The sequence below is a fragment of the Vibrio antiquarius genome (genome assembly GCF_000024825.1).
Lineage (GTDB): Bacteria > Pseudomonadota > Gammaproteobacteria > Enterobacterales > Vibrionaceae > Vibrio > Vibrio diabolicus.
Genome location: NC_013456.1, coordinates 237,386 through 258,266 on the forward strand (window position 1 = coordinate 237,386; position 20,881 = coordinate 258,266).

Consider the following 20,881-nt stretch of genomic DNA (forward strand, 5'->3'; position numbering starts at 1 on the left):
TATTTGGCGGAGCGTTTTTGTGTTATAGGACCTGTGGCATCACTTACGCCACTTGCTGCTTTTTTTCAGCCAGGCGCTTTTTCTTCCGATATTTAGGGTGGGTGATCGGAATCGCAGATAGGAGTTTCTTGGTGTACTCATTTTGCGGGTTTGCATAAATTTCTTTCGCGCTGCCTGCTTCTACCACTTTACCAAAATACATCACTGCAACTTTGTCAGAGACGTGTTTCACCACAGAGAGATCGTGAGAGATAAAGATGATCGCCAAGTTCATCTCTTGTTGCAGTTGTAGTAATAGGTTCAAGATTTGTGCCTGTACCGACACATCTAGCGCAGATACCGATTCGTCACAAATCAGTAACTTAGGCTTCAATGCAATCGCACGAGCAATACCGATACGCTGACGTTGGCCGCCTGAAAACTCATGTGGATAGCGGTTGACTGCCGTTTCTGGCAAGCCCACTTTGATTAAAAGCTCTTTTACCCACTGTTTGCGCTCGGCTGGCGTACCGATTTTATGAATAACAAACGGTTCTTCTAGAATCATACCGATGGTATGACGCTGATTGAGTGATTCCATTGGGTCTTGAAAGACGATTTGCATGTCTTTACGCAGCGATCGCATCTCTTTGACGGACAGTTTAGTGATGTCTTTACCTTCAAAGAAAATCTTACCTTCCGTTGGCTCGTATAACTTTAAGATCGTGCGACCAAGGGTGCTTTTACCGCAACCTGACTCACCAACTAGCCCCAGTGTTTCACCTTCAGAAACAGACAGTGAAACCCCGTCTACCGCTTTGATGGTGTAGCCTTTCTTGAACAGCCCTTTACCAGAAACAAAGTGCTGCTTAAGATTTTCAATTCTTAATACTTCTTTTGCCATAACATCCTCTTTTATGACTCGTTCACTTTGCCTAGTTAACTGGCAAACATACTGGCATCAATAGGCTTGATATCGATCATCTGCTTCGGCTCATTATCTAAGCTCGGCATCAATCCCATTAAACGCTCTGTGTATGGGTGCTGCGGGTTATCAAACAACTCAAAAATTTCTGCTTTTTCGACAATACGCCCACCATACATCACGGCAACATCATCACACACTTCTGCCACAACCCCGAGGTCGTGAGTAATGAAGATCATCGCCATGCCTGTTTCTTCCTGAAGCTCATTCATCAGTTCAAGGATAGACGCCTGAACCGTAACATCCAACGCCGTAGTCGGTTCATCACAAATAAGAATATCCGGCTTACAGGCCAACGCCATCGCGATCATGACACGCTGGCGCATACCGCCAGATAGGTTATGGGGATACTCATTCAATCGTTTCTCTGGCATTGGGATTTTGACTTTTGCCAGCATCTCAATCGAGAAAGCCTCCCGCTCCTTTTTGTCGAGCTCAGGTCGATGAAGTTCAAGCACTTCACATATTTGGCGACCAATAGTGTGTACTGGATTGAGCGCCGTCATCGGATCTTGGAAGATGATCGAAATGCGATCGCCACGCATGGCGTACATCTCTTCCGCAGGCAAATCAACTAGGTTGGTGCCGCGATAATTCACTTCACCTTTGATGATGTTGCCATATGGCTTAGGTAAAAGCCCCATGATCGACATTGAGGTTACGCTCTTACCACTGCCTGACTCTCCCACCAGACCGAGTGTACGTCCAGCTCTCACATCAAAGTTCACACCATGCAGCACCTTCACTGGTCCATCATCGGTGGTGAATTCAACTTCGAGATCTTTAACACTTAGGATTACATCGTTTTCCATAACCAATCCTTACAGCTTATAAGTGTCATCTACGACGACGACAGGTTTAAAAGCTTTACCTGACTTCATCGCTTGTTTCGTTTCTTTCTTGATATCGCTATCAATCCAGTAAGTGCCATCCCCTATGATGCCACCACTGAACAACGCCTCTGTCATGCGATTCATTGGCTTATCAGGAAACTTTAGCCAGCGCCAGTGACCGTAGCGGACATAAGGAATCATGTAGCCTGTTACGATAACGTGCGCATCAATGATGTCACGCTGAATCTCATGACCTAGCTGGATCTTTTTATCCATATCCATGCTAAAACGATACTCGATGATCTTTTCATCCAGCTCTGGCGTGCTGTAGTTTGTGAAAGAGTTAGTTTGCGGCTTGTTCGCATTGACTGAATGGAAGTACTCCCAATACGTTGGGATCTCGGACGTACCCATATCTAAGAAAGCCAAATCGTGCTTTTTCTCACGGACGTATTTGAACATGGATGAGCCATCAACCAACTTGAGCTCAATATCCACCCCTGCTAGCTTGGCTTGCTCACGCAAAAAAGCAATACGAGGAGTATGAACAGGTGTTCCGTAGGTCAGCTCGAAGCTTAAACGCTCACCTTTATCATTGACACGAATACCATCGGAACCAATTTTGTTAAAGCCTGCGGCTTCGAATGCCTCGGCCGCTTTTGCGGGGTCAAATTTCGGTGCTTTCGCGTCTGGTAGGGTGTATTTACCATGGCCATAACCCGTCGGGTTTGGCTTACGGGAGTAGTCACCACGCATGATGTTCTCAATCATGCCATCAAAATCAATTGCGTAGGTAATGCCCTTGCGAACGTTTAAATCATCCAGCAAAGGCATCGCGGTGTTTATCCATACGCCGCCCGCACCGACTGGAAATTGGTTGTAACCCCAGAACTTTTGAATGTAGCCTTTTTGGTACGGTTCTGTGTTCGATTTATCGTGCCATAGGCTTGGCAGAACCAGACCAAATGCATCCAACTTACCCTTTTCAAAATGCTTCATCGCAATATCGCTATCGCGGATCACCGTGATGCGAATCTTGTCGACATTGTAGCGATTTTGGTAGTACTTATTGCTGTAACCCCACCAATCTTCACCAACATGTTTGAAAGTCACACTTCTACCTTTTTTGATATCATCTAGGTAGTATGCACTGGTCGTTGGCTCACTCTTAAAGTTGTAGTAACGGACAAAGTTGTCGTGAATACCATCACCATTTTCATCCTTTGAAGGATTGGCATAAAAGTGTGCGGGACGAGGGCGTAAAGCCCCCATTCTTAGCAACAATTCTTCCGGATTGAACTCTTTCGCGGCCTTAACAGCAAACGTATGAACGTCGTACTTAATAACATCCGCAATGGTTTTGTTGTAATAATCGTTGTACCAAGGTTCTAGGATATCCTTAGAACGATAAAACTTAAGCATGAATACAAAATCGTCGGCAGTCACAGGCTTGCCGTCCGACCATTTGGCTTCTGGATTGAGTTTGAAATAGACGGTTTTATTGTCGCCAGCTAACGCCCACTCGTTAGCAAGTTCAGGGATGAACTCTAAAGTATCTGGGTGACGAACCACCAATCCAGGGGTCTCATCCAAGATAAAGGAACGCAACCCCGCATTAGCGTCTGGGCCAACACTACGTAACGTCTGTGGAAAACTTGACATGAAGGTGCGATAGGTCCCTCCACGTTTCGCTTCAGGCGAACCATATTGAGGCTCATCCCAGTTTGTTTGCCAGTTTAAGTCAGTCGGAAGCGTTGCTGACATTGCACCAAAACTCAGGGCGCTCAGCGTGGACGCTAAAAATAATTTCTTCATAAAACTTCCCTTTTTTATGTTTTGCTCACAATGCTCGCTTAAACATAGCGTGTGAATTTTTTCGGGTCGAAGGCCGCTCGAATGGCTTCACCAATAAAGGTCACCATTACCAACACGAGTACAATTGACGTCACCACTGAGGCAACAATCCATGGCGAGTCTAGGTTAGATTTACCTTGTTGTAGCAGTTCCCCCCAACTTGGCGTTGGTGGCATCAGACCTAAACCTAGATAATCCAAAGCGGTCAGCGCAGTGATGTTTGCTGCAATAGTGAACGGCGCCAATGTCACGATCATCACCATCGTATTCGGTAGGATGTGATTAAACAAAATACGTCCCGTCGATGCCCCTAAAGCACGTGCCGCCATTACGTATTCTCGTGCCGCTTCTTTATAAGTCATGGTCCGCATGTACCATGTCATCCCCATCCAGGTGAAAAGCACGTTAATAGCGACAAAGAGAGCGAACGTCGGTTGAACGATTGAGACAAGAATCATAATGACGTACAAAAACGGCACCATTGACCAGATTTCGATAAGTCGCTGTACAAACAAGTCAAATTTACCGCCCCAAAAGCCCATAGCACAACCAACTGCGGTACCAATCGCGTAGGAAATTGCCATGGTGAGCAACGCAAATCCCATTGCCGTTCTGAATCCGTAGACAAGTCGTGCCAAAATATCGCGACCTATCACATCTGTACCTAAATAATGCTTGTTTTCGGCACTAGGCGCTGTTGGCGGGAAATCACCACTAAAATCCTGTTCATATGGGTTCCATGGCACAAGCGGCAAAATAACAAAGTTGTCGCCCCCTTCAGCCTCAAACGCTTTTTGCAGTACGCGATAATCCGCTTCGCTGGATGACTCTTGGCCAAATTCACTGCCTAAACGGACATCACTGACAACAGGAAAATAGTAGCTACCATCGTACTTGACGACTAGCGCTTTACTATTAATCAGAAGTTCAGCAAAGAGCGACAAGATCAACATGATTGAGAGAATGACAAACGACCAATAACCTCGTTTGATCTCTTTAAAGTGGCGAATTTTCTTTTGAGTTAATGGACTAACTTTAATCATGTTACGCTCCAAACTTCACACGTGGGTCGACTAAAGCAACACAAATATCTGAAATAATGTTACCAATGAGCAGCAACAGCGCATTAATGGCGACAATACCCATAACAACGGGGTAATCACGCTCCATGATTGATTCGTAACCCAATAAGCCAATGCCATCAATATTGAAGATAACTTCAATCAGGAAGGCACCAGTCATGAAGAACAACAAAGAGTTACCAAAGTGACTCGCGATTGGGATTAAGCTGTTACGCAACGCGTGCTTACGAACCGCCTTTTTGAAAGGTAAGCCCTTCGCGATAGCTGTACGGATATAGTCTGAAGAAAGGTTTTCCATCAGGTTGTTTTTCATCGTCATTGTCAGTGTTGCAAAGTCGCCAATGAGGTAACAGACTAAAGGCAACACCGCGTGCCACATGATGTCCTTGGCGCGTTCAAAGAAAGTTTCGTAATCGTCGAAGTCATCGCCGACAAAGCCTCCCATCGGAAACCATTCCAAGTGATAACTAAATAGCGTGATGAGCAATACACCCACCACATAGCCAGGCAAGGCATAGCCCACAAAGATGAGTATTGAAGAAGCGGAATCAAACACAGAGCCGTGCTTGAGCGCCTTGTAATAACCAAGAGGGATCGAGATAAAATAACTGATAAAAAAGGTCATGCCGCCATAAAATAACGACACAGGTAAACGCTCTGCAATCATGTCAGAGACAGGCTCGTAGTAACGTGTTGACTCACCAAGGTCTAGCACGACCAAGCGACTTAGCCACTCCACATACGCTTCTGTCACTGGCTTATCCAGACCGTAAAACGCATTTAGCTCAGCGATTTGATCATCAGAAAGGGCGGTATTGCCACCAGCAGACGTCATTGATGCGGCACCATCCCCTTGAGACTGCATTTGTGACAACATGCGTTCAACAGGTCCGCCCGGCACGAAACGAGTGATAGCAAAGATAAGAATAGTTATCCCGAGAAACGTTGGTATCACCAACGCCAAACGGCGTAAAAAGTACGACAGCATATACAACTTGCTCCTTGTCTACTGTCCAATTCAGGCGGAGTGAAAGAGGAAGTTCCCCGCCTAAAGTGGTGCATATTTATCTCGTAGTAACTAAAACTGTTGAAACACACTCCCTGCGTTTCAAGAACCAGACTTTTCTACTACTGCAATAATTTCAGCGTCATATTTATCTTGAATCCACATCAGCTTCAAGTGTTTGAAACCAAAACATGACAAACTTCCTCCGAAGTCGAAAAACAGAAATGTTTTTGTAAAAAATTATAAAAAACCACAAAAATAATTCACACAGAATATCAATCTAGGCTGTTTAGAGCCAAAGCCCTACATAAAAATGCAAATATATGGAATAAATAGACACATCCACCACATGTATATTTGACCTAAAAATACGAGTGAGCCCTTTTACAGCAATGGGTATCATATTTTGATACCACCTTATAAGTTCGAGTCACCAAAGTATGGATTCGATATAAAACTCATCTCAGAACAATTCACTGGAAAAATATCTTTTTTCAGATTCAATTACCCACTAAAAAACCATAGGCAAGATAAGTCATTAAAGTTTATAAGAAACACAAAATACGGTGTTTTATTGAAATTTGATGTCGCCTTGGTAAGGCTATTTAGTTTTTTATTCCGCTTTTTAAACCAACCCTGGTTATTTACATCTTTTTTACATTTAAGCATCCCCGTTTACCACTGGTTTGACTTCCTTTTTTCATCTCGGTTATACATTGGCCGAACGTTAACGAAATATTAACGTCACAATTGGCCGCTATGCGGCCAGACATAGGAAATAATAATAATCGGAGCAACAAGGATGTATAAAAACACAACCGCTTTATCTGTTGCGATAAGCCTTGCGTTGGGGACAGCAGCAGTCGTAGCCCCAGCAACAGCACTGGCAGAAGAGCAACAAGTTGAAAAACTTCAAAAGATGAAAGTTACTGGTTCGCGTATCTCCACGACGGATATGGAAGGTCCTTCACCAGTTACTGTTATTAATAGTAAAGATATTGAATCTAAAGGTTTTAACAGCGCGCAAGACGTGTTGAACAGTTTGACTCAAAACACCGGTGGTGTAATGGCTCAAACGAACTCTTTCTCATTCACACCTGCAGCACAGTCAGTCAACTTACGTGGTCTTGGCGCTTCACGCACATTGATTCTTATCGATGGTCGTCGCCTTCCTCAATACCCACTGGCTCAAGATGGCACATCTAACTTCCAAGACATTGGTCAAATCCCTGTTGCCGCTATCGAGCGTGTTGAAGTAATGACTGATTCAGGTTCCGCTATCTACGGCTCCGACGCGATCGGCGGTGTCGTAAACTTCATTTTAAAGAAAGACTTTGATGGCGTTTCTGTAAAAGTACGTGCGGGTGACGCAACAGATGGTGGCTACCAAAATGGCCGTTTAGACGTTGTTGCAGGTAAAGATTTTGACGATAAACGTATTCTCTTCGTTGGCCAATTTGCGGGCAACGAAATGCTTAAACAATCTGACCGAGATGATTGGGCTGGCGATGACGGTTCAAGCCGTTCTCAGCTAAGTGGTTACTCTAGCTACGGTGCAAACTTTGAAGGCGCAAACGGAACACTTCTAACACCCGCTGATGCTGGTTCTTCATGTAAAGAAGTCGTTGGTGATGCCGCTATTGAACGAGCGGATGGCAAGTGTGGTGTTAACCGCTCTGCATACCGAACGTTGAAACCAGAGAACAAACAAGTAGACCTGCTTTTACGCGGTGAAATGGACATTAACGATAATGTTACTGCCATGGCAGAAGCGCGCTTTGGCTATAAGTCTACAGAATCTGAATTCGAACCTAACCCATACAGTGTCGAAGTTGATGCCACTCACTTCCGCGGCGAAGGTGAATACACTCGCCGTATGGTCGAATTTGGCCCACGCGAAAGTAACACTGAAGCCGATTCTTTTGGCTTAACCTTAGGCTTGAACGGCCTGCTTGCTGATACGTATGATTGGGACCTATCAGCTGGTTACTCAGAGCAAAGCGTTGAAACAAGCAACCCAGCAATCTACCTAACTCTTGATCAAGCCGTACAAAATGGCGATGTCGATCTTCTAGGGCCTATCTCTCAAGACGTTGTAAACAAATACAGCGGCACATCAAGCAAAGAAGCCTACTCAAAGCTTTACTCTGTTAACGGCTCACTGGCCGGTGATTTGGTTGAACTGCCTGCTGGTATGTCTGGCGTTGCTGTTTATGGTGAATGGAACCGTACTGACTACAATGAAACGATTGATGCGACAACAGCAGCTGGTGGTTTCTCTGGTCTAGGCGGAACATCAGGTGGCGGTGACCGTGATCAGATTGGTCTTGGTGTCGAAGCCCTAATTCCTATCATTGAAGATTTGGAAATGAGAGTCGCTGGTCGTTATGACCACTACTTCGACGACTCGGCAACAGGCGGAGCCTTCACTCCTAAAGTAGCACTAGCATACCGTCCTACTGACACTCTATTGCTTCGTGGTAGCTACGGTCTAGGTTTCCGAGCTCCTGACTTGAAACGACTATTTGGCGATCAAACTCGAGGCTTTGGTTCTGGTTTTGACCCTGTGCTTTGTGCCAACGCTGGTGGTAGCGGCCCACAAGATAAAGATAAGTACCCAGAGTGTGATACTCAATACTTCGATACGCTTAACGGCCCTAACTCTGAGCTGAAAGAAGAAACAAGTACAAACATTAACTTGGGTCTAGCGTGGGAACCTGTGGATGACCTTGGCGTAACCGTTGACTGGTACCACATCAAGATGGAAGACGTCGTAACAGCACCAACTTACCAAGACGTAATTAACGATCCAGGTAAATACCCAGGCACAGAAGTAGTTCGTAATACAGACGGTACAATCAAGTCCGTATCTTACGGCCCAGTCAACCAGTCATATGAAGAGCGTTCTGGTGTTGACCTTGCTGTGAAATATGCTTACGACACTAATGAGTTCGGTTCATTCAATACGCGCGTAGCTGTAACTAAGATCTTGATTGCTGAATATCAAGAAAACGACAGTGAGCCAGTAACGGATGAAAGAGATTTCATGCCTGAATATACCGCAACGTTAAACCTTGGCTGGGCATACGAAGATGTCGCTATCAACCTATTTGGTAAATACCGTGACCGTATGTGTTCAAGCTATGCGAACCGTTACTACTTTGATGACTGTGACTCTGCTAAGAAAGCTGGTTACAAAGCAGAAATCGCTAGCATGACAACATGGAACCTAACGGCTTCTTACCAATTCAACGAGAGTGGCCGTGTAACTCTTGGTGCTATCAACATGTTTGACAAGGTACCGCCTGCCGATCCTCTAAATGATACCTCTCCATTCTATGCAACTGGATATGACGATCCAATCGGCCGTCAGCTTTACATCGAGGCATCATACGACTTCTAAAAAATATTTGGCGCGGGTTTTCCGCGCCCTTTTCGACTGACTAAAACACTGACAAGGATGCAACCATGAAATTCAAGGAATTTGGTCTCAGTGCCATAGCTGCAGCATTGCTTACTATCAGTAGTAGCTCTGTAGCGGCCAACTCTGGTGCTGTCGTTTCCACACAAGCAAAAGCAAATCAATCTTCAGAAGCTTCGCAACAAAAAATCGACAACTATGCCGAAAGCACTGAAGGCATGTTGGCAGAATACAAAGGCTTACTTCGTCAAATCGACAGTATGAAAGTCTACAACGAGCAAATTAACCGTATGGTTCAATCGCAGCAAGGCGAGTTGGACTCATTAAATAACCAAATTGCTCAAATCGATCAAACGGCAACAGAAGTGGTGCCACTTACATTAAAAATGATCGATGCACTCGACGAATTTGTGACTCTCGATCTGCCTTTCCAGAAAAAAGAGCGTAATAAGCGAGTTCAAGAACTGCGTCGTCTCATGGATCGCGCCGACGTAACAACTTCAGAAAAATTCCGTAAAGTAATGGAAGCGTACCAAATTGAAGAAGGCTTCTCTCGCTCAATCGAATCTTACAAAGCTAGCCTAGACCGAAATGGTGAAATCGTGACTTACGATTTCCTACGTATTGGTCGCACAGCACTTCTATTCCAATCTCCAGACGGTGGTGAGACAGGTATGTGGAACCAACAAACACGTCAATGGGAAACATTACCAGAAAGCTACCGCATCGCGGTACAGCAAGGCCTTCGTATCGCGAAGAAGCAAGCGCCACCAGCGCTAATCAAACTGCCTGTATTTGCTGGGGAGGAATAAGAGATGAAAGGATTCAAAACTCTAGCCGCTGGCCTACTAGCGAGCTTATTTATGGTTTCTGGCGTACAAGCAGAAGCGCCTAAAAACTTATCTGAACTACTTAAAAACGTAAAATCAGAAAGCATCGTTGAGTCGAAAGAGAACAAAGCCCGTGAAGCTGAGTTCAAGAACAATCGCGATAAGCAAGCGGCATTATTGCAACAAGCTCGCGAAGAGTTAGCTGCGCAGCAAGCACTGGGCGATCAACTTAAAACAACATTTGATGAAAACGATAAGCAGCTAACTGAACTAACAGAAACCCTACGTGTTCGCTCTGGTACTTTGGGCGAAATGTTTGGTGTGGTCCGCCAGTATGCGGGAGAGTTTAAGGGCTTATTTGCAGCCTCTCAAAACGCTGTTCAGTTCCCAGAGCGTGACGCTCTACTAACGAAACTGGCTGAAAGTAAAGAACTGCCGTCAACACAAGAGCTAGAAGCTTTCTGGCATACCATTCTCCAACAAGTGGTTGCTTCTGGCGAAACTGCAACAACCCAAGCAACGGTTGTTTATGGCGAAGGTAAAGAAGCGGTTCGCGATGTCACTCTTGTCGGTGAATTTAACGCGATTGCCGATGGTAAGTACGTTACTTATGTACCTCAAACAGGTAAGTTCGAAGAACTCTCTCGACAGCCTCGCACCAATATTACACGTCATGTTGCAGGATTTGAGTCAGCGTCAAACAGCTATGAGCCACTGTTTATTGACCCATCCCGTGGTGTAATTCTGTCTCTACTTGTACAAAGCCCTACCGTTCAAGAACGTATTGATCAAGGTGGCATTGTAGGTTACGTCATCCTTGGTATGGGTGCAGTTGGCGCTATCATTGCTCTTGTTTGCTTCCTACGCCTTCAAGTGATTGGCGGTAAAATGCGTAAGCAAGCGAAATCAGAAACCGTGATTCCTGGCAACCCATTGGGTGAAGTTATCCAAGCTTACCAAGAGCACAAAGGTGACAACCTTGAAGATCTGGAAGCGAAGCTGGACGAAATCATTCTACGTAATGCTCCAAGCATTGAGCGCTTCATCAGCTCAATCAAGCTTTTTGCTTCTGTAGCTCCTCTACTTGGCCTACTGGGTACGGTAATGGGTATGATCGGCACATTCCAAGCCATTACTCTGTTCGGTACCGGCGATCCTAAACTGATGGCTGGCGGTATTTCTGAAGCTCTTGTTACCACTATGCTAGGTCTGGTTGTCGCAATTCCATTGCTGTTCCTTTACACCATCGTACACAGCAAAGGTCGTCGTTTGGTTCAAACTCTTGAAGAACAGAGTGCAGGCTTCATCGCTCGCTATCAGGAAAAACTGCATAAAGCCGAAAGCTAAGGAGGCGTTATGTGGTGGTTAGTTGGAGAACTTGAATCAATTAGGCGCTTCTTGGGAATGGGTGGCGATGTACTCGTCGCCATCTTCATCCTCAGCTTTATGCTGTGGGCAGTATTGTTAGAACGTTGGTTCTATTTTGCTGCCGTCGCTCCAAAAGCCATGAAAAAAGCCGTTGGCTCATGGCAAGGGCGCTCAGAGCATCAAAGTTGGAACGCTAAGATGATCCGACAAGAAATCGTTTCTCGTCAGGACATTGAGAATAAAAAGGGACTACCAATCGTGAAAGTATTGATTGCACTTTGTCCCCTACTGGGTCTACTCGGCACCGTTGTCGGCATGATCCAAGTATTCGACATCTTAGCGGTAACAGGAACAGGAAGCCCTCGAGCAATGGCCTCGGGGATCTCAAAGGCAACAATCCCAACTTTAGCCGGGATGGTGGCTTCTCTATCAGGACTGTTCTTTAGTTCACGTCTTGATCATTTAGCCAAAGTCACAACGCAAAAGCTGGAAGATAAGCTAAAGCATATTGCCTGAGTAAATGGAATTAGAGGTATAGGTCATGAAAAGACGCTATAGCAGTGATAGCAGTGATGAAACCGCTATCGATATGACACCGATGCTCGACATCGTATTTATCATGTTGATCTTCTTTATCGTAACAACATCGTTCGTAAAAGAAGCAGGTCTGGAAGTAAACCGTCCGACGGCAAGCTCAGCGCAAACCGTTAAGAAAGGTAACATCATGGTCGCAGTTGGTGCGGCGGGTGATGTTTGGGTTGATAAACGCCGCATCGAAGTGGACGCGGTTCGCGCGAATATTGAACGTCTTCGTGCAGAAAGTCCTGATGGCGCAGTTGTTATCCAAGCCGACACTGAAGCAAATGCTGGCGTAGTCGTGAAGGTTATGGACCAGATCAAAATGGCAGGTGTAGAAAGCATCTCCATTGCCGCAACCAATAAGGATTAAGCTTATGCGGTATCTGGCCTCAATTGCACTGGCGCTCATTGTCTCCCTCGGGTTGTTCTGGGGGATGGACAAGCTAGTAAACAAAGAGCGCCACGAGTTAGTGTCGAATGATGACCTACGTATGGTCGAGTTTATTCGCATTAAACCAGAAGAAAAAATACAGGAGAAAAAACGCGAACTTCCAAAACCACCACCACCTAAGCGTCCGCCGCCGCCACCAGAAATGAAAGTGACAGCGACAGTAAAACCGGTGATGGAGCAGACCCCAATGGACATGCCAAAACTTGACCTACCCGTAAATGTTACAGGTGGCTCGGTGCTTGGACATTATAGCCAGGGTGGAGGTGCACAATTAGCGGGTAGCGGAGGTCCGACCCCTCTTGCAACATTCCAGCCTCAAATGCCTAGAAAGGCTGCGAAAGCAGGAATTGAAAAAGGGGTTGTCTTACTAGAGTTTACTGTAAACGCACGTGGTGCCGTAGAGGACATCAAAGTTCTTAAAGAGCAACCACGACGCTTAGGCCTCGGTCGAGCGGCAAGAAAAACAGTCTCTAAATGGACATTTAAACCAAAATTGGTTGACGGAAAACCTGTTAGCTCGCGCCTATCGCAAGAAATAGAGTTCTCAACCAATTAAGGAGTCACGATGAAAAGTTTATGGAAAAGCAAAGTGGCTTCTTTAATTCTCTTCGCAGGAGTGGCATTTGCCGCTCCTACGATGGCAAAAGAAGCTCCTCAGTTATCAGATCGGACATTTCGAACCGTCAACAAAGTGCAAGAGTTGATCGCAACTGAAAAATATTCAGCAGCGAAAGAAAAACTAACAAGCGCTTTAGAAAGCACAAGTTCGAAAAAATACGACCGGGCAGTTTTACTTCAGCAAACGGGCTTTTTGTATTCGCTACAAGATAATTATGTGCAAGCCGCGAAATACTTTGCAGAAGCATTAAAGCTCGATGCGCTTCCCGTTCCAGTCGCTCAACAAGTTCGCTACAGCTTAGCTCAGCTTTACCTAGCTGAAGAGAAGTACACGTTGTCTGTAAAAACGATGAAGGAATGGTTCAAGGTAGCAGAAACAACCAAAGAAAAACCTCAAGCTCATGCTTATATCACGTTAGCAAGCGCTTATGTCCAGTTGGAAGATTACAGAAATGCAATCCCACCAACCAAAAAAGCAATTGCGATGAGCAAGAGCCCAAGTGAGTCTTGGTACTTAATTCTCGTTGCCTCTCACTACGAGTTAGGCCAGCTGAAAAGCGTTGCCAGTGTGCTTAAAACCCTTACTTCAAAGTACCCTCAGAAAAAGCGTTACTGGATGCAACTTTCTGGCGTTTATATGGAGTTGGGTCAAGAGCAAAACTCTTTAGCAACCTTAGAAATGGTTTACAAAATGGGGAAACTGGAAGGAGAGAAAGAGTACTTACGTTTTGTAAACTTCTTAGCTTACCAAGGTATTCCATATAAAGCGGCCAAAACTCTTGAGAAGGAGATGGCATCTGGAAACATTGAAAAGACGAAGGAAAACTATGATCGCTTGGCCAGCTTCTGGCAGCAAGCTAAAGAGCTAGATAAATCGATTCTCGCTTATAAAAAGTCATATAACATCGCTCCTTCTGCTAAAACGCAAATTCAGATTGCTCGCTTAATGGTACAAGACAAGCAGTATTCTGAAGCGACTCGCTTTGTAGAAAACGCAGCATCGAATGCCTCTAAAGAGCAAAAGGCAGAACTTGAATACATTCGCGGAATGGCCTATTTCGAGCTTAAGCAGCCACAAAAGGCCTTACAGGCAATGAAAGGCGCGGCTCAATCGCCAAAATTTAGGTCTACCGTTAGCCCTTGGATAAATTTCCTAGAATCCCAAGGATAATTTGAAGATTAAGTGTGAGTCAGTCGCACGCCTGGGGAAGTGAAAGCTTCCCCTTTTTTCGTTTGTTTTTGCGCATGCGAGCTTTTTTCAACATTTAAGTAAGACGAAAAGATCAACTGGTAACAAAATAGAGATCATGATACTCTTCGCCTCCATTTTTCTGGCGGGATTATCACCAATATCCATCCCTTTGGTGGTTGATCTATCATTGCCAGTGCTATCGTTATAAGAATGTCGGACTTTCCTTCGGCACTCAATCAATCCAATCAAAAGTGGAACAGTACAATGGGCAAAGGTACTCTCTATATCGTATCTGCACCTAGCGGCGCAGGTAAATCTAGCTTGATCTCAGCGATGTTGGAACGCAATCCAACCTACGCAATGAAAGTGTCTGTGTCTCATACCACGCGTAACATGCGACCTGGTGAAGAAAATGGTGTCCACTACCATTTTGTAGCGAAAGATGAGTTTGAAGCGCTGATCGCTAAAGGTGATTTCCTAGAATACGCTGAAGTGTTTGGTAATTATTACGGCACCTCTCGTGTGTGGATTGAAGAAACGCTAAATAAAGGTATCGACGTTTTTCTAGATATCGACTGGCAAGGCGCACGTCAAATCCGTGAGCAAATGCCTGAAGCCAAAAGCATCTTCATCCTGCCACCATCAAACGGTGAGCTAGAGCGTCGCTTGAACACTCGTGGTCAAGATAGCGATGAAGTGATCGCAAAACGTATGGCTGAAGCCAAGTCAGAAATCTCTCATTACAGCGAATACGACTACGTGATCGTAAACGACGATTTTGATACCGCTTTGATGGACTTTAAAGCCATCTTGCGTGCAGAGAGATTGAAGGAAGAAAAGCAAGCTGCTAAATATAAAGGTATGCTTGACGCGTTGTTAGCAGAGTAACTTCAAAAAAGTCACGCTGTAAAACATAAAGAATTTCTCGTTTTTTGCTCAGTGCGAAAAACACAATAAACTACCTGAGAAAGTCCACAAACGGTGGCTTGTCTAATTGCTAGTAAATAAAGTAGTTAGGTTGTATACTTTCTCGTCATTCTAAAATTTTAGTTAACTATTTGGAGTCCTCATGGCACGCGTAACTGTTCAAGACGCTGTTGAAAAAGTTGGCAACCGTTTCGACCTAGTACTGATTGCGGCTCGCCGCGCTCGTCAAATGCAAACTGGCGGTAAAGATGCACTAGTGCCAGAAGAGAACGATAAGCCAACGGTTATCGCTCTACGCGAAATCGAAGAAGGTTTAATTACTAAAGAAGTTCTAGACGCTCGTGAACGTCAAGAACAGCAAGAGCAAGAAGCGGCAGAGCTAGCGGCAGTAAGCAGCATCGCTCACAACCGTTAATTCTGACTTTAGAATTCAACAACCTCCCGGGCCTATAATTTGTATCTATTCGATAGCCTCAAAGACGTTGCCCAAGAATACCTAACAGAGCCTCAGATTGAGGCTCTGCGTCAATCTTATGTGGTAGCGAGAGATGCCCATGAAGGGCAAACCCGCTCTAGCGGTGAACCATACATCATCCACCCTGTCGCTGTGGCTCGTATCTTGGCCGAAATGCGCCTTGATATCGAAACCCTCCAAGCTGCTTTGCTGCATGACGTCATTGAAGACTGTGATGTAACTAAAGAAGATCTCGAAGAGAAATTCGGCAACACTGTCGCAGAATTGGTTGATGGTGTATCTAAACTGGACAAACTCAAATTCCGCGATAGGAAAGAGGCTCAGGCTGAGAACTTTCGTAAGATGGTTCTGGCCATGGTGCAAGATATCCGCGTCATTCTGATCAAACTGGCTGACCGCACGCACAACATGCGTACGCTTGGCGCGCTTCGACCAGATAAAAAGCGTCGTATTGCTCGTGAAACGTTAGAGATTTACGCGCCACTCGCTCATCGTCTTGGTATTCACAATATCAAAACCGAACTCGAAGAGCTGGGCTTTGAAGCGCTATATCCCAACCGCTACCGCGTACTAAAAGAAGTGGTAAAAGCGGCACGCGGCAATCGTAAAGAGATGATCCAACGCATCCACAGCGAAATAGAAGGCCGTCTGCAAGATTTCGGCTTGAATGCTCGCGTCGTTGGTCGTGAGAAAAACCTGTTCTCTATCTATAACAAGATGAAAACCAAAGAACAGCGCTTTCACACCATCATGGATATCTATGCGTTCCGAGTCGTTGTTGATACCGCTGATACTTGTTATCGCGTTTTAGGCCAAGTACACAGCTTGTATAAGCCACGTCCTGGTCGCATGAAAGATTACATCGCGGTACCAAAGGCGAACGGCTACCAATCGCTACACACTTCCATGGTTGGCCCACATGGCGTACCTGTTGAAGTTCAGATCCGTACTGAAGATATGGATCAAATGGCGGACAAAGGTGTCGCGGCACACTGGTCTTACAAAGACAAAGGCGACAAGTCTGGCACCACTGCGCAAGTGAAAGCTCAGCGTTGGATGCAAAGCCTGTTAGAGCTACAACAAAGCGCGGGTAACTCATTCGAATTCATTGAAAACGTAAAATCCGATCTTTTCCCAGATGAGATTTACGTCTTCACACCAAAAGGTCGTATCGTTGAATTGCCTTTAGGCGCAACGGCTGTCGACTTTGCCTATGCCGTACATACCGATGTAGGCAACTCTTGTGTTGGTGCTCGTGTTGATCGTAACCCTTACCCATTGAGTAAGGCATTGAAAAACGGTCAGACGGTGGAAATTATCAGTGCCCCAGGTGCGCGTCCGAATGCGGCATGGCTAAACTATGTCGTGACTTCTCGTGCCCGCACTAAGATTCGTCAAGTACTGAAAACGATGCGTCGTGAAGAGTCGATTACTTTAGGTCGTCGCCTACTTAATCACGCACTTGGCCGCCACTCGATTGATTCAATCTATCCAGAAAATATCCAAGAAGTCTTGAATGATCTTCGCCTAGAAAGCATCGATGATTTATTGGCTGCTATTGGATTGGGTGAGTTGATGAGCATTGTGATCGCACGTCGTCTCCTTGGTGACACCGAAGAACTCACGACAACAAGCTCAATCCCAACGGACTCGAAGAAGAAGCTTCCGATTCGTGGCGCAGAAGGCTTATTGCTGACGTTTGCAAATTGTTGTCATCCTATCCCAGATGATCACATTATTGCTCACGTATCGCCTGGTCGTGGTTTGGTTGTTCACCGAGAAACATGTCCAAATGTTCGCGGTTATCAGAAAGAGCCAGACCGTTATATGGCTGTCGCTTGGTCTGACGACTACGATAAAGAGTTCATTGCTGAACTTAAAGTCGACATGCTTAACAACCAAGGTGCTCTTGCAGAACTGACCAACGTGATCTCGAAAACAGGGTCAAACATTCATGGTCTTTCAACGGAAGAACGTGATGGTCGTTTGTACACTGTGACTGTGCTGTTGACGACGAAAGATCGCGTCCACCTTGCTGGTATCATGCGTAAGATTAAGGCAATGCCTCAAGCAACCCGAGTCAGACGCAGAAAGAACTAACCTCTATCGCCACCTACCCTGTTAGGTGGCGATTTTTTATACCTCAATAAATATGAACCTAGAACGTTACAACCGCATTCACCAAGTCCTAAAAACTCGCCAAACTGATCTGACACTTTGTCTCGAAGAAGTACATAAGCCAAACAACGTCTCTGCCGTGATCCGTACCGCTGACGCGACAGGTTTACACAAAGTTCATGCCATTTGGCCTGACAAAATGCGTACGCTGAGCCATACCTCAGCTGGCGCGCGTAACTGGGTTGAAGTTGATACTCACGATTCAATTGAAACTGCGATTACCGAGCTCAAAGCGCAAGGTATGCAGGTTTTGGTGACTAATCTTTCAGACACCGCCGTCGATTTTCGCGAAATCGACTACACCAAACCAACTGCCATCATTTTAGGCAGTGAAAAAGTTGGCGCTTCAGATCAAGCCAAACAACTTGCCGATCAAGACATAATTATCCCGATGATAGGCATGGTGCAGTCACTAAACGTATCGGTTGCCAGTGCTGTAATTTTGTATGAAGCGCAACGTCAACGTGAAGCCGCAGGCATGTACGACCGAGAAGAAAGCGCTCTGCCTAAAGAGACAATCAACCGTATTCTCTTTGAACGTGGTCACCCAGTGCTGGCAAAGGTCGCGAAACGAAAAGGGCTCGTTTACCCACCACTCGATGAAGAAGGTCAAATCATCGCCGATGACGCGTGGTGGCAAGAGATGCAAAGCAAGTAACAGACTTTCGTCATCCTGAACAGCGGCGAAGGGGCGTGATTCAAGATCTAATTCTGGAGTATACAGATGCTGGTAGTGTTAACTTCAGCGACATACTTGTTGGAAATAGAATCCTGATGTCGCTAAAGCTCCTCGGAATGATAGGTTATCAGTCAAATCATGACACTAACTAAAGCATGACTATTTTTTCCTGTACAAAAACACAGCTCCATGGTTAACATACTGCTATGTTAACCATTTTCTTGAGCCCTCTATGTCCGCCCAAATGTTATCTGCCGTCCCATTAACCTCCCTTTCTGGGGTTGGCGCGAAAGTCGCAGAAAAACTCGCCAAAGTTGGCTTACATAGCGTTCAAGATTTGCTGTTTCATCTTCCACTGCGCTACGAAGATCGTACCCGTATTTATCCTATTGCTAAACTGCATGCCGGCCTTTGGGCGGCCGTGCAAGGCAAGGTCATGGCTGTCGACACCATCTTCGGTAAGCGCAAAATGCTAACGGTAAAAATCAGCGACGGTAATGGCACTATCACGCTACGCTTTTTCAACTTTACCGCAGCCATGAAGAACAATTTCACGCAAGGTAAGTTAGTACATGCTTACGGTGAAATTAAGCGCGGTGGCGTGGGCTTGGAAATTGTTCATCCTGACTACAAGTTTTACGTCAGCGAGCAAAAGCCCGATGTAGAACAGAGCTTAACCCCTGTTTATCCCACTACAGATGGTTTACGCCAAATCACATTGCGCAACCTTACCGAACAAGCTTTAGCGCTGCTTGATAAAACCGCAGTGCAGGAATTACTTCCAGCCGGGCTGTATAACCATCAAATCACGATGTCGCAAGCGCTGCACACCATTCATCGCCCACCACCAACCATTAATTTAGATGAGTTTGACGAAGGCAAACATCCTGCTCAAATCCGCTTGATCATGGAAGAGTTGCTCGCACAAAACTTATCGATGCTGGCGGTGCGTAGCAAAGGCCAGAAGGATTCAGCGTTACCTCTCGGTCCTTGCAATAAACTAAAAATGCAGCTTTTAGCCCAACTGCCTTTCTCTCCTACGAACGCTCAAACCCGAGTAGTACAAGAGATTGAAACCGATTTAGAAAAACCCCACCCAATGATGCGCCTAGTGCAAGGTGATGTGGGATCGGGGAAGACGTTGGTTGCCGCTCTGGCCGCCGTTCGTGCCATTGAGCACGGCTATCAGGTGGCACTCATGGCACCAACCGAACTATTGGCTGAGCAACACGCGATCAACTTCGCCAACTGGTTTGAAACAATGGACATTCAAGTCGGTTGGTTAGCGGGCAAACTCAAAGGTAAGGCAAAGGAAGCCGAGCTGGCTCGCATTGCCAGTGGTGAAGCACAAATGGTAGTGGGTACTCACGCGCTATTCCAAGAGCACGTTGAATTTCATCACCTTGCTTTGGTCATCATTGATGAACAGCACCGCTTCGGTGTCCATCAGCGATTAGAGTTACGTGAAAAAGGCGCAAAACAAGGCGCCTACCCACATCAGTTGATCATGACGGCAACGCCTATTCCTCGCACGTTAGCGATGACTGCATACGCTGACCTGGAAACTTCCGTGATTGACGAACTGCCTCCGGGTCGAACGCCGATTCAAACCGTCGCCATTCCTGACACAAAACGTGACGACATCGTCGAGCGTGTCCGAAATGCCTGTTTAAACGAAGGTAAGCAGGCATATTGGGTGTGTACTCTGATTGATGAGTCGGAAGTATTAGAAGCACAAGCCGCGGCTGATACCGCTGAAGAGCTTCAACGTAAGCTACCGGACGTAAAAATTGGTCTAGTACACGGCCGAATGAAGCCGGCAGAGAAACAAGCGGTGATGCAAGATTTCAAAGACAATAAACTGCATTTGCTGGTCGCAACAACAGTGATTGAAGTTGGCGTGGATGTGCCAAACTCTAGCTTGATGATCATCGAGAACCCCGAACGTCTTGGTTTGGCACAATTACACCAGCTAAGAGGTCGCGTGGGCCGAGGCTCCGTTGCTAGCCATTGTGTGCTGCTGTACCACTCTCCACTGTCAAAAACCGCGCAAAAACGTCTCGGAGTACTACGTGAAAGTAACGATGGCTTCGTCATTGCACAGAAAGACCTAGAGATTCGTGGTCCAGGCGAACTATTGGGTACAAAACAGACTGGTCTTGCTGATTTCAAAATCGCAGACTTAGTTCGAGATCAACGTCTGATTCCCGAAGTTCAGCGTATTGCGCGTCATATTCATGACAATTACCCGACTAATGCAACAGCGATTATCGATCGCTGGTTGGGTGAGCGGGATATTTACTCCAAAGCGTAATGATTGAAAGCGAGCCAAATGGCTCGTTTTTTAATACGCTAAAAACCAAAGCAATCGTTTGCTTTTTAGGTAAATCTCTCTATAATCGCGCACAAATTTTTAAGTGTGTT

The 20,881-nt window shown here is 45.7% G+C and carries 17 protein-coding genes; 12 read left to right on the plus strand and 5 right to left on the minus strand.

The features are described 5' to 3' along the window. Positions 1-43 precede the first annotated feature (43 nt). The 5 genes from VEA_RS01185 to VEA_RS01205 are packed head-to-tail and all read right to left on the minus strand — an operon-like array spanning position 44 to position 5,721. On the minus strand, positions 44-883 hold the full coding sequence (locus VEA_RS01185) for an ABC transporter ATP-binding protein (RefSeq protein WP_005394930.1): 840 nt from the start codon (positions 881-883) through the stop codon (positions 44-46). A 35-nt stretch (positions 884-918) separates the two neighbouring features. Next, entirely contained in the window at positions 919-1,776 is an 858-nt protein-coding gene (locus VEA_RS01190) for an ABC transporter ATP-binding protein (RefSeq protein ID WP_005394932.1), read from the minus strand. A gap of 9 nt (positions 1,777-1,785) precedes the next feature. Beyond that, positions 1,786-3,612 carry an extracellular solute-binding protein gene (locus tag VEA_RS01195; RefSeq protein ID WP_006741816.1) on the minus strand — a complete coding sequence of 609 codons (1,827 nt, stop codon included), beginning with the start codon at positions 3,610-3,612 and terminating at the stop codon, positions 1,786-1,788. 38 nt (positions 3,613-3,650) lie between these two features. After that, positions 3,651-4,694, minus strand: a complete 1,044-nt coding sequence (locus tag VEA_RS01200) for an ABC transporter permease (RefSeq protein ID WP_006741815.1) — start codon at positions 4,692-4,694, stop codon at positions 3,651-3,653. Between the two features lies 1 nt (position 4,695). Next, complete coding sequence (locus VEA_RS01205) at positions 4,696-5,721, minus strand: ABC transporter permease subunit (protein ID WP_006741814.1); 1,026 nt, start codon at positions 5,719-5,721, stop codon at positions 4,696-4,698. 820 nt (positions 5,722-6,541) lie between these two features. On the opposite strand from VEA_RS01205, the gene VEA_RS01210 reads away from it, so the two are divergent. The 12 genes from VEA_RS01210 (at position 6,542) to recG (ending at position 20,771) form a co-directional block, all read left to right on the plus strand. Continuing rightward, positions 6,542-9,142, plus strand: a complete 2,601-nt coding sequence (locus VEA_RS01210; protein ID WP_006741813.1) for a TonB-dependent receptor plug domain-containing protein — start codon at positions 6,542-6,544, stop codon at positions 9,140-9,142. A 65-nt stretch (positions 9,143-9,207) separates the two neighbouring features. Continuing rightward, on the plus strand, positions 9,208-9,972 hold the full coding sequence (locus VEA_RS01215) for a DUF3450 domain-containing protein (RefSeq protein WP_006741812.1): 765 nt from the start codon (positions 9,208-9,210) through the stop codon (positions 9,970-9,972). A 3-nt stretch (positions 9,973-9,975) separates the two neighbouring features. Then, the gene (locus VEA_RS01220) at positions 9,976-11,337 is read left to right on the plus strand and encodes a MotA/TolQ/ExbB proton channel family protein (protein ID WP_006741811.1); all 1,362 of its coding nucleotides are present in this window, start codon (positions 9,976-9,978) and stop codon (positions 11,335-11,337) included. A 9-nt stretch (positions 11,338-11,346) separates the two neighbouring features. Continuing rightward, positions 11,347-11,874, plus strand: coding sequence for a MotA/TolQ/ExbB proton channel family protein (locus tag VEA_RS01225; RefSeq protein WP_005379363.1), 528 nt, complete (start codon positions 11,347-11,349; stop codon positions 11,872-11,874). Between the two features lie 25 nt (positions 11,875-11,899). Beyond that, on the plus strand, positions 11,900-12,307 hold the full coding sequence (locus VEA_RS01230) for an ExbD/TolR family protein (RefSeq protein ID WP_005379359.1): 408 nt from the start codon (positions 11,900-11,902) through the stop codon (positions 12,305-12,307). A 4-nt stretch (positions 12,308-12,311) separates the two neighbouring features. Beyond that, a complete protein-coding gene (locus tag VEA_RS01235; protein WP_006741809.1) occupies positions 12,312-12,944 on the plus strand; it encodes an energy transducer TonB in 633 nt (210 codons plus the stop codon). A gap of 9 nt (positions 12,945-12,953) precedes the next feature. Then, positions 12,954-14,177 carry a tetratricopeptide repeat protein gene (locus VEA_RS01240; protein ID WP_006741808.1) on the plus strand — a complete coding sequence of 408 codons (1,224 nt, stop codon included), beginning with the start codon at positions 12,954-12,956 and terminating at the stop codon, positions 14,175-14,177. 285 nt (positions 14,178-14,462) lie between these two features. Then, positions 14,463-15,086, plus strand: coding sequence for a guanylate kinase (gene gmk / locus VEA_RS01245; RefSeq protein ID WP_005394946.1), 624 nt, complete (start codon positions 14,463-14,465; stop codon positions 15,084-15,086). A gap of 181 nt (positions 15,087-15,267) precedes the next feature. Further along, a complete protein-coding gene (gene rpoZ / locus VEA_RS01250; RefSeq protein ID WP_005379346.1) occupies positions 15,268-15,540 on the plus strand; it encodes a DNA-directed RNA polymerase subunit omega in 273 nt (90 codons plus the stop codon). A gap of 39 nt (positions 15,541-15,579) precedes the next feature. After that, the gene (gene spoT, locus VEA_RS01255; RefSeq protein ID WP_005394948.1) at positions 15,580-17,700 is read left to right on the plus strand and encodes a bifunctional GTP diphosphokinase/guanosine-3',5'-bis pyrophosphate 3'-pyrophosphohydrolase; all 2,121 of its coding nucleotides are present in this window, start codon (positions 15,580-15,582) and stop codon (positions 17,698-17,700) included. A 52-nt stretch (positions 17,701-17,752) separates the two neighbouring features. Continuing rightward, positions 17,753-18,436 (plus strand): tRNA (guanosine(18)-2'-O)-methyltransferase TrmH, encoded by a 684-nt coding sequence (gene trmH / locus VEA_RS01260; protein WP_012841211.1) that lies wholly within the window; start codon positions 17,753-17,755, stop codon positions 18,434-18,436. Positions 18,437-18,689: 253 nt separating this feature from the next. Next, complete coding sequence (gene recG / locus VEA_RS01265) at positions 18,690-20,771, plus strand: ATP-dependent DNA helicase RecG (RefSeq protein ID WP_006741804.1); 2,082 nt, start codon at positions 18,690-18,692, stop codon at positions 20,769-20,771. The last annotated feature ends 110 nt before the right edge of the window (positions 20,772-20,881 follow it).